Here is a 16,126-nt window from a genome sequence, read left to right on the forward strand (position 1 = left end):
ATTTGGTTAAAATAAATATACTTTTACCTCTTCTCCCTTTTGAATTCCTTCTAAATCTCTATGTATTCTAATATATCCATCACTATTTGCAAAATGTTTTATCATAGATGATTTAGAAAATATAGGAGTACATATTAGTTTATCCTTTTCCTCACTAATATTAACTGCTAAAAACTCTTCCCTTCCTTTTGCCTTGTGATAATTGTATTTAAACTCACAACTTATATACTTTTTATTTTTTTCTTCAAATAATGAAAGAATAAAAGGCTTTACAATAGCTTCAACCACAAAACCACAAGATAGTGGATGACCTGGCAATCCAATAATTAGCTTATCTTCTATTTTTCCTATTATAGTTGGTTTTCCTGGCTTAATAGCAATTCCTTCAATTAATATTTCACTATTATCAAAAGACTCTATCGCTCTTACTGTTTCATCTTTCTTCCCAACAGAGCTTCCACCTGATATAAGAACAATATCACATTCTTTATTTGCTTTGTCAATAAGTCTAATTATATCTTCAAGATTATCTTTAACTGGTGGATATATTATAGGCTCACAAGAAATTTCTTTTAGTTGACCATATAATACATATGCGTTAATGTCTTTAATTTTTGCTTCCTCTATATTTTCTTCTAATCCAAGTATTTCATCTCCTGTAGAGATAATCCCTATTTTAATCTTTTTATAAACTGGTACACTTTTAATATTTGCACCTGCTAATACTCCCAAGTCTCTATTATTTATATAATGTCCTTTATTATATAATAATTCTTTTTCTTTAATGTCTTCACCAATTTCAACTATATTTTCGTTATATGCTACACCCTTTTGTATCAGTATAGTTTTATCATCAAGCTTTTCTGTGTACTCTATCATAACTACACCTTCAGCATTTATCGGTACCATACCTCCTGTTGGAACATAGACACAAGTTTCTTCGTCAAGCACAGCACTACAAACTTTCCCCATGTGACTCTCATCTATTAACTCCATAGGTACAGGACTACTTTCACTAGCAGTAAATACATCTTTAGAAAGTAGAGCATATCCATCTACTAGTGACTTTCTAAAGTGAGGTACATTTATATTTGAATTAATTTCATCCCCTATAAATCTATTTAAACTTTCAATCAAACCTACATTTTCTACAGACAAACTTATATTAAAGTTATTATTCATAATTTCTAATGCTTCGTCTATAGTTACAACATCAAACAACTTCATTTTATGATTCCCCCTAATTGTATGTAAATGTTTATACTATCCTAAAATAGATTCTATAAGTTCCTCTTTCAAAGAATAATCTATAATATTTTTATTTGTTAAAAATTTACAAAATCCTAGTTCTTCTAGTCCATTACTTAATTTATCTTTACTTTTATCTTTTATCTTAAGTTTTTCTATACTTATATAAGCACTAAAATCTATATCATGATTTACAACCTTATTAGCAAAATCTAAATAATCTATTTCTTTTATTTTATTATTATTTTTGTATTTATCTAATATATTTGCAAACACAATACTATCCATCCCCAAAACATTGCATATCTCATCTATTTTATTTGCTTCTTCCATTGAAAAATTAAGCTTCATTATCTTTTTAGTAGCAGTACTTTTACAATTTAATATACAACCATAACAACAATTACTATCATCATACCAGCCTTGTCCATTGTTACTAACTCTATTAATCATCAAAGTATTAATTTCAGATAATTTATCTTCATCTTTAGCTTTCAGACTATCATGTCTTTTAAGTACTATGGCCTTTACATTCTTTTCCCCCATAATTTTTCCTAAGCCATTTTTCCCACAAGACTTAATTCCTCTAAACATTATTTTAGCAAAATCAACTTTATTTACGCCTGCTAATCCAATCTCACTTATTTCTAAACCTTCACTATTTAGCTCCATTTTTATTAATTTTTCTGTTTCTTTTGGATTCATATAATTTAGATGGTTAGCTTTTCTTATTTCAATATTATCCTTATCTATATATAAATATATCGGTTCCCTAGATTTATCTCTTAGTACTAAATAATCATAGCCACTGCATTTTAGATGATGCGCGAAATAACCGCCTACCTTAGAACTATTCTCTCCACATAATATATTTAATCTGTTTATTCCAACTACCCCATACCCTGCTAATATAGGTGCTTCATATATTAAGTCATTATCATTAAATACAATAACCTCTTCCTTATGAACATTAGAAATTTCTAATTCTAGTGTACTTAAGTTAATGTATAATATCTTCTTAATAATAAGCCACCTCCTCTATATTTATATTATAGCATTTATACTTGCATGTTTTTTCATAATTTTCCATTATTTTTTACATTACACAATCTATATTATCTTATAACTTTGATATTTTATTTGGTCATATTATAATTTAAATTATATTATAAATAGTAGAAGCTATCTCAAATATACTACATCGAGATAGCTTCCTTTAATAGATTATGATTTTTTAACGTTATCTTTTACTTTTTTTCCTACATTCTTACCAGTTTTATAAGTTTCTTTAGCCACGTTACCTACTGTGTTTATAGTTTCTCCAGCTACATTCCCTACTCCACTTACTACGTCCTTACCTACGTTACCTACTGTTTTAATAGTTTCACCTGCTACATTTCCTACACCTTTTAATGCTTCTTTACCTACATTACCTACTCCATTTAGTACTTCTTTGCCTACATCTTCTACCGGTTTAGTAACTTTTTTTACTGGATCGGTTACCTTCTTTACATTTTTTTCAATTTCTTTTTTCACTTCTTACCATCTCCAATACATCATATATCAAATTAACAATATCGATAAAGCTTCAATAGTTTACACTATCTTACAATAAATATATGATAAACGTTTTATTTAGGTTACATAATTAATAGATTCATTTTGATATTAAATATTTACTTTGTTTTTTCCCTAAGTAATTCTTTAAGATGTTGTAATTGTTCATGATGTTTTTTATGCTTCATATTTGGAAATGCATTGAAAAGTCTTTTTTGAATTTTATTTTTAGATTTTATCTGAGATATTTTATAGCTAATTTCTTCTAATTTATTTTTTAATCTATTATCATTATTTCTTAGCTCATTAATTATTCTTCTTAATTCTTCACTATCATATTTATCTAATCTTATATCTATCTTTTCTAGTTCAGTTTTTACTTGACCTAGCCCTTCAAGCTTTTTACCAAGCTTATTTAGTGAACTAATAGTTGTTATAAGTTCTGTTATCATCCATAAAATTAAAATTATTGCTATATAGTATATTACTTTTCCTGGTATTAAACGTACTAACTCTCTTATCCTAGGGTGAATTACCTTTGTTAGTAATACTCCCATTAATCCAAATAATATAGAATTTTTTAAACAAATCCTTCCATGCAAGTTGAAAAATTTACAAGAGTAATCCCACCATTTAGCATGAAACATTTTTTCTAATCCTACAGATGAAAAATATTCAAGAATAGAAGTCCCTATCATAGCATAAATAAACAATATATATATATTATTACTATAACTTCTAAGCACTAGTACAACAAACAAAGCCCCAAAACCATAAATTGGACATATAGGACCGTTTAAAAAACCTCGGTTTACAAACTTCCTGCCTCCAACAGAGCAATAAACAGTCTCACATACCCAACCAAAAAAACTATATATGAAAAAATACATAATGTATGTACATAAGTTTTTCATAATAATTCGCCCCTATATTATAAAATTTTGTTTAACAATCGCCTTTAATATACTTTAACTCATCTATCGAAACATTTCCCACGTGAACAATATTTAACTTTTCTCTTAGGGTCCTATATGCAAGTTTCATTACATCCAAATCGGTTGCTTTATTATCTAGTTTATACCTAGGAAAATACCTAGATATATGTAGAGGTATATTTTTATCAAGTTTTTCTATAAAATCTCTAATAATCATTAACGTTTCAATTGAAGTATTTTCTTTAGTCACTAGTAGTGTAGTTATTTCAATATGACATCCATATTTATGCGCAATCTCTATTGTATCTAATACTGGTTGAATTCTTCCTTTGCACAACAATTTATAGTAGTTATCATCACCTTTAAGGTCTACATTCATCGCATCAATGTATGGAAGTAAGTTTTCTAAAGGCTCTTTATTTACATAACCATTTGTTACTAAAACAACCTTCCTATCAGGATCTTTTTCTTTTAATAATTTAGAAACATCTAAAACATATTCATACCATATAAATGGTTCATTATATGTAAATGCTATACCTAAATTATTCTCCGTTTCTATAATTATATCTACCAGTTCATCGACACTTACACTTTTATAATCTACTTGTTGCTGTGAAATATTGTAATTTTGGCAAAATGAACATTTAAAATTACAACCAAAGGAACCTATTGATAGTATATTATTTCCAGGGTGAAAATGATACAAAGGCTTTTTCTCTATAGGATCGATTGAAACAGAAGTTATAGCATCATAATTTAATGTAGATAATATTAGTTCTTTATTTTCATTTTTAACTGCTTTTCTTGCTATACATATTCCAGTTTTATCATATGTTATTATACAGTAATGAGGACATAAATTACATTTAACTTTATTTTCATCTATTTTTTCGTAATAAAGAGCTTCTTTAATCATCTAAATTATTCTCCTTATGTCTTTCAACCTTAAATCTTTCTATTATATAATTTTCATCTCTAGATATCGAGCCTTTTTCAAGCGCTATAGAAAGTTGATAATCTACTTTATCAACTCCTTCTAAATTTGGTAGTAATAATCCTCTTCTATTGCCACAAGTAACTATTACACCATATTCCTTAACATCTAAATCTTCTTTAGTACATATTTCTGGTTCATATAAAACATCTACTGATATATCTAATTCTGGTAGTTCATTATATTCTACTTTTGAAAATCTAGGATCTGATGTTGCTGCACTTATTGCATTTTTAATTATTTCTTCGGCTACACAACTTGTTGTTGGAGATATTGTTCCTATGCAACCTCTTAGGTCTCCCTCTTTTTTTAAGGATACAAAAACACCTCTCCTTACATTTTGTAACTCTTTTGATAAGCTATTCTCAATATCCATTGGTTTATTATTGTCGTAATAATAATATAAACTTCTTCTAGCAAGTTGAGTGTAAATATCTCCAGAAGATAATTTATCGGTTTTTATTTTTCTATTATTAATTATCAACTTATTATAAAGGCTATCCTTTTCATCATAGCTGCTTTCAAACTTAACAACACCATATCCTACTCCAAAGGTACCCTCATAGCTTAATACTTTTCCTTTTATATCTAAGCTATCCATAGCTCCTGCAAGAATGTATAAAGATCTCATACCACATTCTCCAGCTTCTTTTATCATTATAGGATTAATATTAAATAATTTTTCCATATCTCCCTTTGATAAAATATTCATAAGTTGCTCATCAAATTTTTTACCATATGGGCTATAATCAAATGGTCCATCATTTTTTAATCTATGTGATAAATCTCCAGATGCTATAAATACAGCATTATGACCACACTCTTTCACTGCTTCACTAACTGCCATACCAAATTTGTAAAGCTCTAATTTGGATAATAATCCATAAGTAATATGAACTAGTTTATATTTCTTGTACTTACCAATATAATATAAAGGAACCATTGCACCATGATCTAGTTCTATTTTTATGTTGTAGCTTCTAGATGTATCTTCGTCAAGTTTAGCAACTAGCACGCCTTTATTACTTGCATTTTTAATTATTGAATCTGTAAGTTCTTTATCTATTTCAAAATCCATGCTCACTTCACTAACACCAAATTTGCTCAAATCACCACATAATCTATTACTAGTTACCATAGCTACCGCATCTCTAAATATTGTTCCATGAGGTGTTACTATTATTATGGTTTCAACATCCATATCCTTAATTTCTTTTCCTATTAGCTCACAACTTTCTAGTGTGTCTTGAATCATTTTTTCTTGGCCTCTCCCTACGTCGGGTATCATAAGGGGAGGGTGGGGCATTAAATAAAATCCTTTCATATCATCACCTTACTATTCTTTTTAGTATTACTCGATTTTAGTATATGTTAAATAGTAATTCATTATCGCATAAAAAAAATTCGCTTATACGCAAAAAAGCACGATAGGCAAGCTATCGTGCTAGGTACATAGTATTAAAATTGTTATGTTTTGAGGTTAAATTATAGCATTAAACGGTTAAATGCTATAAATCTACTATGTACCCTTGTATTACCATCCAACAATTTATGCTAAGATAATAATTCATTAATTTTAGTTTTAATTAACTTTGTTTCTAGTATATCATTTTTTGTAATTTTAATCAACGTTATACTATTCTTACTCTTCGTCTTCCTCTTCCATGTAGTCTTCAACAGTATGACCGCATTCTGGGCACTTATATGTATCTACTACATACTCAAACTCTTCTCTTGTTTCATTTTCAGTACCTTCATTTAATATTTCAAAATCAGTACCTTCTTCATGGTTTATTAAATCCATTACTTCTACTATACATTTTGGACAATACATTGTAGCCATTTTCTTTACCTCCGAATTATAATGTGATTTATATATTTTATCATTATATCAATATTTTTACTATATATTCATTAATTATCACATTATAATTTTACATTTTTAAATATCTGAATTGGTCATCTAATTCTTCTATAGCTAACAATGTATGTAAATAAGAAGAAAAGTGCAGATATTAATACAATAGTTGCTCCAGTAGCACATCCATAAATATAAGATAGTATTAAACCACTTATTCCTGATATTGTAGCTATTAATAATGAATATACATGGTATTGTTTCATATTTACAGAAATATTTCTAGCTGCAGCTGCAGGTAATATTATCATTGAACTTATAACAAGTATACCTACCCATTGTATTGATACAGTCACAACTATTGCAACTAATATTGTAAATACAAGCTCATAAATCTTAACATTAATTCCTCTACTTCTAGCAAAACTATTATTTACACTTACTATCAAAAATTTATTAAAGCATGTTATCCAAATACCAATTACTATTATAAATAATATTCCAAGCATTATAATATCAACGTTACCTATACTTAATAAATCTCCTATTAAATATATAGAGTATTTATTAAAACCACCATTAAAAGATAATATTACTATTCCTAGAGCAACAGAAGCTGATGAGAACACGCCAATAATTGTGTCCATAGAAGCTGTATTTATGTTTTTTACCTTTAATATAGCTATTGATAATATAAGTGCAAAACCAAGCATTGAAAATAAGTGATTATCAATACCAAACATTACTCCAACAGCTATTCCTGTTAAAGCCGAATGACCTAGTGCATCTGAAAAGAATGCCATTTTATTGTTTACAACCATAGTGCCTAGGAGTCCAAACATAGGAGTAACTAATAATATACCAAGAAGAGCATTTTTCATAAAATCATATTGTAACCACTCAAACATGCCCATTATTTTATGCTCCCTTCTATGTCTTTTGATAGGTATCTATTCCACTGAAGTCCAAAGGTATTTATTACTTTCTCACTGTTAAAGATTTCTTTTGGACTTCCAAAACATTCTATTGTTTTATTATTTAAAAATGCAACAGTATCTGCATACTTATATACCATATTAAAGTCATGAGATACTAGTATTATTGATAAATCATAGTTTTCTCTCAAATTAGATACTGTTCTATAAAATAATTTAAGCCCATTTTGATCAATTCCTGACACAGGTTCATCAAGAAGTAGTATATCTGGAATAGGTTCAAGTGCTAATGCTAATAATACTCTTTGAAGCTCCCCACCTGATAATACACCTATTCTTTTATTTACTAAATCTTCGCCCTGAACTCTTTCTAAACTTCTTAATGCTCTTCCTTTTATCTTATCAGAGTATCCTAAATAGACTGGCCTTTGTGTCTGAGTCGCTGCAAATAAATCTAATACACTTATAGGTGAACTTTGCTCAAAATCTAGTTTTTGAGGCACATATCCTATTACCGGTTTTCGAGATAACTCTTTGTTCCCATCTGTAAAAGTTAAATTGCCCATATAATTATTTTCGCCAATTAAAGCTTTCAATAAAGTACTTTTCCCTGCACCATTTGGGCCTATTATTGCAGTAAGTTCTCCACAATGTATATGAAGGTTAATATCTTTTAAGATTTCATTATCTCCCTTTTTTACACTTAAGTGATCAATACAAGTACAACATAGTCCACAACTACATTTATTACATGAAACTGTCTTTAAAGTATTATTTTTCATCATTTCAACGCCTCTTTTAAGGTTTTTAAATTTTCTTCCATTATATTAATATAAGAATCTAAATCCATCTCTCCTGTTACAATTGGATCAAGGGTATAAATTTTAACACCTGTTTCTTTTGATATAGTCTCTGCTACTTTAGCTGGATATTGTGGTTCTGTAAATATAGCTTTTACGTCTAAGCTTTTAATCAATTTTATAGTTTCCTGAAGTTCTTTTGCATTTGGTTGTGAACCAGGCTCTCTTTCAATTACTCCAACAATATTTAAGTCAAATTCTTCTGCAAAATATGGAAATGATTCATGGAATGTAATAATATTTTTGTCCTCAATATTATCTAGTGAATTGTGCATCTCTTCTTTTAAAGTTTCTAGCTTAGCAATGTACTCTTTAGCATTTTTCTTGTATTTATCTTTATTCGGTTTATCATAATTAGAAAGCATATTTTCAATGTTTTCTACTTGTTCAATTGCTTTTGAAATACTTAACCATACATGAGGATTAACATTGTGTTCATGGTTTTCTTCATTGTTTTCATCACAACCTGCTTCTAATAATTCTATTCCCTCACTTGCTTCTATAATGTTTAGCTTAGGCATTTGTTTTATTATTTTATCCATAAAAGACTCCATACCTGCTCCATTAATTACAAATACATCACTATTTTCAAGTATCTTCATTTCATTAGTTGTAATAGAGTAGTCATGTAAACATCCTGTATATGGCTTTGTCAAATTTATCACTTCTACATTATCTATATCTTTAGCCACATTAGAAGTTAATATATACATTGGATAAAAAGATGTTACTATTTTTAACTTTTCATTTGTATCTATATTAACAGTTTCCTTAGAAGAGCTACAACCTGTTAAAAGAGAAACCATTACTATACTTAATAAGATAAGTTTAATAAATTTATTCTTCATAATAATCTCCTTTCAAGCTTATTTCATCTATAAATTATATTAATAACTTTTATTTCAAATACCACTTAATATTTTAAAAATAATAAAAGTGCCTAACACCTTTAAGTATTAGACACCTCCTATATTTTACATATTAGTATGTATATCATTTATATTATAAGGAGTATTTTGATAAACACAATAATTTAGCCAATTACCAAATACTATATTGGCACTAGCTCTCCAATTTACTAATGGCATTTTATTAGCATCATTATCCTTAAAATAGTTTTCTGGTACACTAATTTTTAATCCCTTATTAATATCTCTTAAATACTCTTCTTTTAAAGTATCTCTATCATACTCTAAGTGACCACTAATAAATATTTGTCTTCTATCTTTTGTAGCTACTATAAATACACCAGCTTCTTTTGACTCAGCAAGTATTTCTAATTCTTCTACTTTTTCTATATCCTCTTTCTTAATATCTGTATGTCTAGAGTGAGGTGCAAAGAATATATCATTTAAACCTCTTGTTAAATCTGCATTTTGATTATTAACCCAGTGTGGATATACTCCAAATAACTTTTCTTTTAATTGATATTTGTTAACTCCATAATGATAATAAAGTGCAGCTTGAGATCCCCAGCATATATGTACTGTTGAAAATACATTTTCTTTTGTCCAACCCATAATATCTTTAAGCTCATCCCAATAACTTACTTCTTCAAAATCTAATTGTTCTACTGGGGCACCGGTAATAATTAAACCATCAAATTTTTCATTTTTTACATCTTCAATATAGCTATAAAACTTTTCAAGGTGCTCTATTGGTGTATGCTTAGATGTATGACTTTTAGTTTGAAGTAAAGTTATCTCTACTTGAAGTGGTGAGTTTGATAAATATCTAAGAAGTTGATTTTCTGCATCTATTTTTAATGGCATTAAGTTAAGTATTGCGATTTTAAGCGGTCTAATATCTTGAGTGTTTGCTCTTTCTATATTCATAACAAATATATTTTCATTTGACAAAAGATCAAAAGCAGGTAGTTCTTTTGGTATTTTTATTGGCATAATTATCCCCCTAAATAATTAAAGTTGAAATGTCTGTATTATTTTAAAATATATTCTAGCATAGTTCTACTTTTCTTTGTTTATATAAAATAAACTATATAATAATAAAAAATTCGCTTCGCTTGAGCGACTACGTCTGCGAATCACTTCATGTCGCCAACGACTTCGTCAGTTGCTCAAAATCTTTTTTTACTCTCAAAACCAGTCTATCGATATTACTTATGTTCAGAAGTTATCCACATAATTCGAAGTATTATAATATCCTTAAGCGTAAAAAACGTAGATGAGATAATCTACGTTTTTTTGACTCGAATAATGAAATTGTATTTTCAACGACCTAAAGTTTAGGTAGTGTTTTTTAATTTATGCTACATGTTCAATTTTGCTATTTTCTTTCTTTTTAAATACTATATTAGCTACAATATGTATAGTCATACCAACAACTATTGCTATAACTAAATCAAATACTATTGTTAAGATAAATGTAGCTAAAAGTACTATGACGTCTTTTTTAGGTAAACTCATCATTTCCTTCATTTCTTTCCACTCACCCATATTGTAAGATACTATGATTAATATTGCGGATAATACTGTCATTGGTATCATCTTTGCAAGTGGCATTAAAGCTACCATTATTAAAAGAAGAGTTACTGCATGCACCATACCTGATATGGGACTTCTTCCTCCATTTTTTACGTTAGCTGCAGTTCTTGCAATTGCACCAGTTGCAGGTATTCCTCCAAATAAAGCTGATACTATATTTCCAAGACCTTGAGATACTAGTTCCATATTAGAATCATGTTTATCATTTATCATCTTATCTGATACTACACAAGAAAGTAATGATTCAATTGCTGCTAATACTGCTATCGTTATAGCTGGTTGTATTAAGGATACTATATTGTCCATACTAACACTTGGTATACTTGGCATTGGTATGCTTGCTGATATGTGAGTGTATACACTTCCTATAGTATCTACGTTTAAATTAAATACATTTACAACTACCGTCGAAAGCACTAATGCTATTATAGATGCTGGCACAGTTTTATTTATCTTTGGCCAGTATATCATTATTAGTATACATGCTATACCTACTATGAAAGTCATCATATCAAAAGTATTAATATTATGTATGTAACTTTCTATTTTTCCTATAGCTTCTGCTGGAACATCGTTTATTTTAAGACCTAATAAATCTTTGATTTGAGTTATAAGTAAAGTTACTGCTATACCACTAGTAAAACCTACTGTAACAGTATGAGGAACATGTTCTATGAGATTTCCAAATTTTAAAAGACCCATTATTACAAGAAGTATACCTGCCATAATCGTTGCTATTATAAGACCATCTACTCCATGAGTCTTAACAATACCATAAACTATTACAACAAATGCTCCTGTTGGTCCTCCTATTTGTACTTTACTTCCTCCAAGGAAAGATATGATAAATCCTGCAAATATTGCAGTGATAAGACCTTTTTCTGGTGACACACCTGAAGATATAGCAAGTGCTATTGATAATGGTAGTGCAATTATTGCTACTATAAAACCTGCTACTATATCTTTTCTTACTTGTTCACCACTTAATTGATTTTGCTTAAACATTGTAAATAACTTTGGTGACATGTTCTATTTTCACCTCCAAATAATTTCGTCCTTTTACATAATACTCCTCCTTTTTAATAAAGTCAAAAAAATTATTCCTTTTATTGTTAGAAATCTAATACTTTACATATAATTAGTTTACAAACTATCTTTGTTTATAATTTTTAGTGGTATAATGTGTTTATGATTATTTTATGTAAATGTTGCCTATGCCGGTCACACCATCAAAAAAGCTTAGGAAATCTCCTAAGCTTAAAAAATACATTTTTCAATAAAACTATTAAATTCTTCTTTTGTTTGAAAATCTGCACTTATAACACATATATCTGAATCAATATTATCTTCTTGTTTATCTATTAATTCTATGTAGTTCTCCAAAAATGTACCCTTATATTTTATAGCCAATACTTTCTTGGTTTTCCATGCTTCATTTATAAGAAATTCTAAATTAGTGTTATTAAATTTAAATTTACCTATTTTCATCTGGCCACTCTCCTATTATCTTAAGACTTTCCAAACTACCTAGTGTATATAAATTGTAACACAAATATAGGTTTTTATCTTTTGTTTTTTTACAAAGTTTTACATGTTTCTTGCGTTAAAAATTTTCTTATATGATTTTTGTCATCTATCTCAAAGTTGTTTTTTATATATAACTTTCTTAAATCTTCACTGCTAATAATATTAGTATTTGCTATCATTACACCTTCTAATAATACTACTTCCTCATATCCTAGTTTAATCATAGCTTTATTTATGCTTAATATTAATTCATCTAAATTATCCAATATTAAGCTTCCATAACCTTGTCTTGGCTTTGAGGATCTAAAGTCATTTAGGTATAATCTTCCTCCGTATAAATTGTTATAGTATGTACAGTTTAAAAATGCACTACAGTCATTTCCACTTAGTACCTTTATTTCTAATGGTAAACCTATGTCACATTTATTTTTTTCAATCTTAACAGCTATACAAGTAATTTTTTTTAATCTATCCTCAGTCATTTTTAGTATTGTCTCTTCATCTTCATTTTCCCTTATATATTTTTTTATCCTTTGCTTTAACTTTATAAGGTAGTTATATTCACACTGTAAATACAAATATTTCTGATCATCAGAGTTGATTTTTATAGGTTTTGCTTTATTTTTCTTAATAGCTACTATATTAATGTCCATAAGATTTTTCTTAAGTTCACTTATTTTCATAGGTAGACTATCCATACAAACCCCCAACATAATAAAATTTATTTTTAAGTTTTAAATTTTATCATTTGTTTATAAAACAACTTGTATAGTATTATGTTTTAAATGTTCTTAGTTTTTTTAATATAACTTTTTATATTTTTATTTATTGTTAGACTCTAGCATTTCTTTTATTTCTAATAAGAGTTCTTCTTTAAGTTTTCTTTGATTTTCTTCTATTTCTATATGATTTTTATTTATGTCTTCCCTTATTTCTTCAACACTATTTTCGATTTTTAAATTCATATTATCTTCAAAGCTAATTAAGTATTCTTTTAGTTCTTTAATATCTTCCTTTAAATTTTCTTTGTAAAGCTTTAGATTTAATAATTTTTCATATTCTCTATTTATATTAAGTTGTGTGCTCTTTATGTTATCTAATGAAGATACTAGTTCTAAAGACTTTTTTGTTATTTCCTCTACCTTAGTAAGTTCATAAACTTCATTTATTGAACTATCTAAGCTTCCAAGTGCTCCTTCTAGTCCCATCATTATATCTGTTAGCTTTTCTGTATTATTTAATGTTTCTTCAAATTTTTCTATTAATTTTAATATATTATTTTCACTCATATTATCTCCATGTCTTATTTACCTATTTTGTATTGATTCAACTGTAGCTTTTATTAATTCTATATTTTCATTATTTTTATGAATTTTTTGTGATAAATATTCTTCATACAAATTATAGAATTTATCTACCCAATCTGCCTTTGATTTTTCACTTAACATAAGCTCTATTGGGTTAATACTAATATTTTCAAATTCATATAATATATCTTCATAACTTTTGCTACCTAATACTAAGCATTTTAGCAAGTTGTTATAGCTTTGTGCTTCTCTATAACATTCCGATGCCAGTGAATACTCTTTAATCTTTAGAAGTTTTCCTCCAGCTTCAAAGTATTTACCTTCTTCTCTAATCATTAAGGCCTTACATCTATTAATACAAACATCTACTTTTTTATGGCTTGATTTTTTGTATTGTGATATTGCTTGCTCATACTTTCTTCTTGATTCTAGATACAATCCTTCATCATAGAAATCATCTTCACTAGATATATAGTCAAACATCATAGCATCTTCATTAAATTTATCTTCAATTTGTATATAATCTTTAATATTATCGTAGAAAAAATCAACATTTTTATCTTCAAAAAAAGTAATATAATCTCTAGCCCTCGTAATAGCAACATACATCATATTAAAATAATATCTGTATAAAGAATGATTGTCATAATCTATTCCCTTTAATATTTTTTCCCATACTTTGTAATACTTTGAAATTATGTTGTAACAAATTATGTACTTTTTTTCTATACCTTTTATTTCACTTACAGTAAATACGTTTTCTTCAATTTCTAAGTCATACTTTAATCTATTTTTATCCTCTTCATCACAAACTACTATAGCTACATAGTGGCGATCCTTTACCATATTAAGTAACTTTAGCTTATCATCAATATCACCTTTTAATATAAAAGGTTTTTCTGTATTATCTCTTATAGGCTTTTCTATATAATCATTTCTTTTGTTTTTATATAGCTTATCTATTCTTAAGTCTGCTATCTTATTTGATAAATCTACTATATCCTTACTGCTTCTATAATTAGTATTTAATATTTTCTTATTAAAATTATCAGAAGGATTATAGATTTTTAACAAACTTTCTATTCTTGTTGTGTTAAAGTATGTAGGATTTATAGTTTGATGAAAATCACCACTAAAAAGTACATTTCTTGAGTTTTTAACTAAATTATAAATAAGATATATTTGCTTTTCAGTTAAATCTTGTATTTCGTCTACTAATATAAAGTCATATTTTTTTAATTTTTTAGCTTCTAGTTTAGCAATAACTAACCTAGTCATATCATTTTCATCTAATTTATTTTCTAGTTCTAAATACTCTTGATATTTTAAGGCAATTTCATAAATTAAAATTCTTTCTTCTTCATCAAATATAGAATATTCTTTTGAAAGGTTTATATATATGTCTCTGTTTAAAAGCTTTTGTTCACTAATTCTAACATCAGTGCACCAATCAATTCCGATCATTCCTTTAATGATTCCTCTAATTTCTTTCCATACATCTATTGCCGAAAGTTTAGCTTTACTATAATTATTACTTCTAGTAATATTTTTTTCAAACCATTCTCTAAATTCTTCAAACTTTACAAAAGAAGATTTGTTACACTTATCTTTTAAATATTTATTTACTTCTTGAAAGTCAACTTTGCTATTGTATAAGCTACTTCCTTTTTTTTCAATTAAATATTTAAACATATTACTAGTATCTTTTTTTAATAAAGCTGAGTATGTAAAGTATCCTATTTCAATATTATTTTGTTTGTATAATGAGTATATTTTATTTACACCAACAGTTGTTTTTCCACTGCCTGCACTACCAAATAAAAATAATGGTGTAAGATCACTTCTTAGACAATCATTTTGTTCTTCATTAAGATAGTAAATCGCATTTTTCTCATCTTCTTTAAGAAGTTCTACTAAACTTTGATTATCTACAACTCTAGTAATAGTATCATCAGGATTGTAGTTATATGTTTTGTAGTTTTCATCAATTATTTCTTCAAATTCTTCTTCTTTATCAATATTTAAGAAATTAACATTAAGCCCTAAATTTCTAGCTCTAGTAATTTGGTTATCATGATTACAGTAATCTAATAAGATTATATAATTGTTATTTTTAAACTCTTCCCTTATTTCTTTTATTTTTGAAGCAAATGTAAATATTACTCTATTTGACCTATCTACTCTAAACTTAAACAGTTCACTATTTCCCTTTATTTTTCTTACAGAAAAACTATTAGAAATATTTTTTATTTCATTATTACTTTGCTTTAGTTCATCAAAAAACTTATCTATTTTAGCTAGAATAGTGTCCTTTTTACCTAATGGCAAGTTTTTAATAAAGTTATCTGTTACTAATTTATTCATAATCATACTTCTCTCTAATTATTTATTTTCTATA

16 protein-coding genes are annotated in these 16,126 nt (G+C 27.3%); all 16 read right to left on the reverse strand.

What is annotated here, in order from left to right:
- Window positions 1-6 precede the first annotated feature (6 nt).
- Window positions 7-1,227: a molybdenum cofactor synthesis domain-containing protein gene (locus ACI48P_RS00215; protein ID WP_475212287.1), complete on the reverse strand. Its 1,221-nt coding sequence runs from the start codon at window positions 1,225-1,227 to the stop codon at window positions 7-9.
- Between the two features lie 36 nt (window positions 1,228-1,263).
- Entirely contained in the window at window positions 1,264-2,274 is a 1,011-nt protein-coding gene (locus ACI48P_RS00220) for an aldehyde ferredoxin oxidoreductase N-terminal domain-containing protein (protein WP_475214100.1), read from the reverse strand.
- Window positions 2,275-2,472: 198 nt separating this feature from the next.
- Window positions 2,473-2,784 (reverse strand): hypothetical protein, encoded by a 312-nt coding sequence (locus tag ACI48P_RS00225; RefSeq protein WP_475212289.1) that lies wholly within the window; start codon window positions 2,782-2,784, stop codon window positions 2,473-2,475.
- 140 nt (window positions 2,785-2,924) lie between these two features.
- A complete protein-coding gene (locus ACI48P_RS00230; RefSeq protein WP_475212291.1) occupies window positions 2,925-3,719 on the reverse strand; it encodes a putative ABC transporter permease in 795 nt (264 codons plus the stop codon).
- A gap of 31 nt (window positions 3,720-3,750) precedes the next feature.
- Window positions 3,751-4,659 (reverse strand): AmmeMemoRadiSam system radical SAM enzyme, encoded by a 909-nt coding sequence (gene amrS, locus ACI48P_RS00235; protein ID WP_475212293.1) that lies wholly within the window; start codon window positions 4,657-4,659, stop codon window positions 3,751-3,753.
- Window positions 4,652-6,061, reverse strand: coding sequence for an AmmeMemoRadiSam system protein A (amrA, locus tag ACI48P_RS00240; RefSeq protein WP_475212295.1), 1,410 nt, complete (start codon window positions 6,059-6,061; stop codon window positions 4,652-4,654). Before amrA ends, amrS begins: the two co-directional genes overlap by 8 nt.
- 318 nt (window positions 6,062-6,379) lie before the next feature.
- Entirely contained in the window at window positions 6,380-6,580 is a 201-nt protein-coding gene (locus ACI48P_RS00245; protein WP_475212297.1) for a hypothetical protein, read from the reverse strand.
- 116 nt (window positions 6,581-6,696) lie between these two features.
- Window positions 6,697-7,509 (reverse strand): metal ABC transporter permease, encoded by an 813-nt coding sequence (locus tag ACI48P_RS00250; RefSeq protein WP_475212299.1) that lies wholly within the window; start codon window positions 7,507-7,509, stop codon window positions 6,697-6,699.
- Window positions 7,509-8,315 (reverse strand): metal ABC transporter ATP-binding protein, encoded by an 807-nt coding sequence (locus ACI48P_RS00255; protein ID WP_475212301.1) that lies wholly within the window; start codon window positions 8,313-8,315, stop codon window positions 7,509-7,511. The genes ACI48P_RS00250 and ACI48P_RS00255 overlap by 1 nt, the downstream gene beginning before the upstream one ends.
- Window positions 8,312-9,238: a metal ABC transporter substrate-binding protein gene (locus tag ACI48P_RS00260; RefSeq protein WP_475212303.1), complete on the reverse strand. Its 927-nt coding sequence runs from the start codon at window positions 9,236-9,238 to the stop codon at window positions 8,312-8,314. Before ACI48P_RS00260 ends, ACI48P_RS00255 begins: the two co-directional genes overlap by 4 nt.
- A 126-nt stretch (window positions 9,239-9,364) precedes the next feature.
- Entirely contained in the window at window positions 9,365-10,291 is a 927-nt protein-coding gene (gene metA, locus ACI48P_RS00265) for a homoserine O-acetyltransferase MetA (protein ID WP_475212305.1), read from the reverse strand.
- Window positions 10,292-10,654: 363 nt separating this feature from the next.
- Window positions 10,655-11,920 carry a SulP family inorganic anion transporter gene (locus tag ACI48P_RS00270; RefSeq protein ID WP_475212307.1) on the reverse strand — a complete coding sequence of 422 codons (1,266 nt, stop codon included), beginning with the start codon at window positions 11,918-11,920 and terminating at the stop codon, window positions 10,655-10,657.
- Window positions 11,921-12,151: 231 nt separating this feature from the next.
- Window positions 12,152-12,382, reverse strand: coding sequence for a hypothetical protein (locus ACI48P_RS00275; RefSeq protein ID WP_475212309.1), 231 nt, complete (start codon window positions 12,380-12,382; stop codon window positions 12,152-12,154).
- An 89-nt stretch (window positions 12,383-12,471) separates the two neighbouring features.
- The gene (locus tag ACI48P_RS00280; protein ID WP_475212311.1) at window positions 12,472-13,119 is read right to left on the reverse strand and encodes a hypothetical protein; all 648 of its coding nucleotides are present in this window, start codon (window positions 13,117-13,119) and stop codon (window positions 12,472-12,474) included.
- A gap of 123 nt (window positions 13,120-13,242) precedes the next feature.
- On the reverse strand, window positions 13,243-13,710 hold the full coding sequence (locus tag ACI48P_RS00285) for a hypothetical protein (RefSeq protein WP_475212313.1): 468 nt from the start codon (window positions 13,708-13,710) through the stop codon (window positions 13,243-13,245).
- A gap of 18 nt (window positions 13,711-13,728) precedes the next feature.
- On the reverse strand, window positions 13,729-16,092 hold the full coding sequence (locus tag ACI48P_RS00290; protein WP_475212315.1) for a UvrD-helicase domain-containing protein: 2,364 nt from the start codon (window positions 16,090-16,092) through the stop codon (window positions 13,729-13,731).
- Window positions 16,093-16,126 lie beyond the last annotated feature (34 nt).

Source organism: Romboutsia sp. LXY-2 (assembly GCF_056171995.1).

Coding starts and splice junctions, on each gene's coding strand:
- ACI48P_RS00215 (WP_475212287.1), bottom strand. CDS start 1,227: ATGAAGTTGTTTGATGTTGTAACTATAGACGAAGCATTAGAAATTATG.
- ACI48P_RS00230 (WP_475212291.1), bottom strand. CDS start 3,719: ATGAAAAACTTATGTACATACATTATGTATTTTTTCATATATAGTTTT.
- amrS (WP_475212293.1), bottom strand. CDS start 4,659: ATGATTAAAGAAGCTCTTTATTACGAAAAAATAGATGAAAATAAAGTT.
- amrA (WP_475212295.1), bottom strand. CDS start 6,061: ATGAAAGGATTTTATTTAATGCCCCACCCTCCCCTTATGATACCCGAC.
- ACI48P_RS00245 (WP_475212297.1), bottom strand. CDS start 6,580: ATGGCTACAATGTATTGTCCAAAATGTATAGTAGAAGTAATGGATTTA.
- ACI48P_RS00250 (WP_475212299.1), bottom strand. CDS start 7,509: ATGGGCATGTTTGAGTGGTTACAATATGATTTTATGAAAAATGCTCTT.
- ACI48P_RS00255 (WP_475212301.1), bottom strand. CDS start 8,315: ATGATGAAAAATAATACTTTAAAGACAGTTTCATGTAATAAATGTAGT.
- ACI48P_RS00260 (WP_475212303.1), bottom strand. CDS start 9,238: ATGAAGAATAAATTTATTAAACTTATCTTATTAAGTATAGTAATGGTT.
- metA (WP_475212305.1), bottom strand. CDS start 10,291: ATGCCAATAAAAATACCAAAAGAACTACCTGCTTTTGATCTTTTGTCA.
- ACI48P_RS00270 (WP_475212307.1), bottom strand. CDS start 11,920: ATGTCACCAAAGTTATTTACAATGTTTAAGCAAAATCAATTAAGTGGT.
- ACI48P_RS00275 (WP_475212309.1), bottom strand. CDS start 12,382: ATGAAAATAGGTAAATTTAAATTTAATAACACTAATTTAGAATTTCTT.
- ACI48P_RS00280 (WP_475212311.1), bottom strand. CDS start 13,119: ATGGATAGTCTACCTATGAAAATAAGTGAACTTAAGAAAAATCTTATG.
- ACI48P_RS00285 (WP_475212313.1), bottom strand. CDS start 13,710: ATGAGTGAAAATAATATATTAAAATTAATAGAAAAATTTGAAGAAACA.
- ACI48P_RS00290 (WP_475212315.1), bottom strand. CDS start 16,092: ATGAATAAATTAGTAACAGATAACTTTATTAAAAACTTGCCATTAGGT.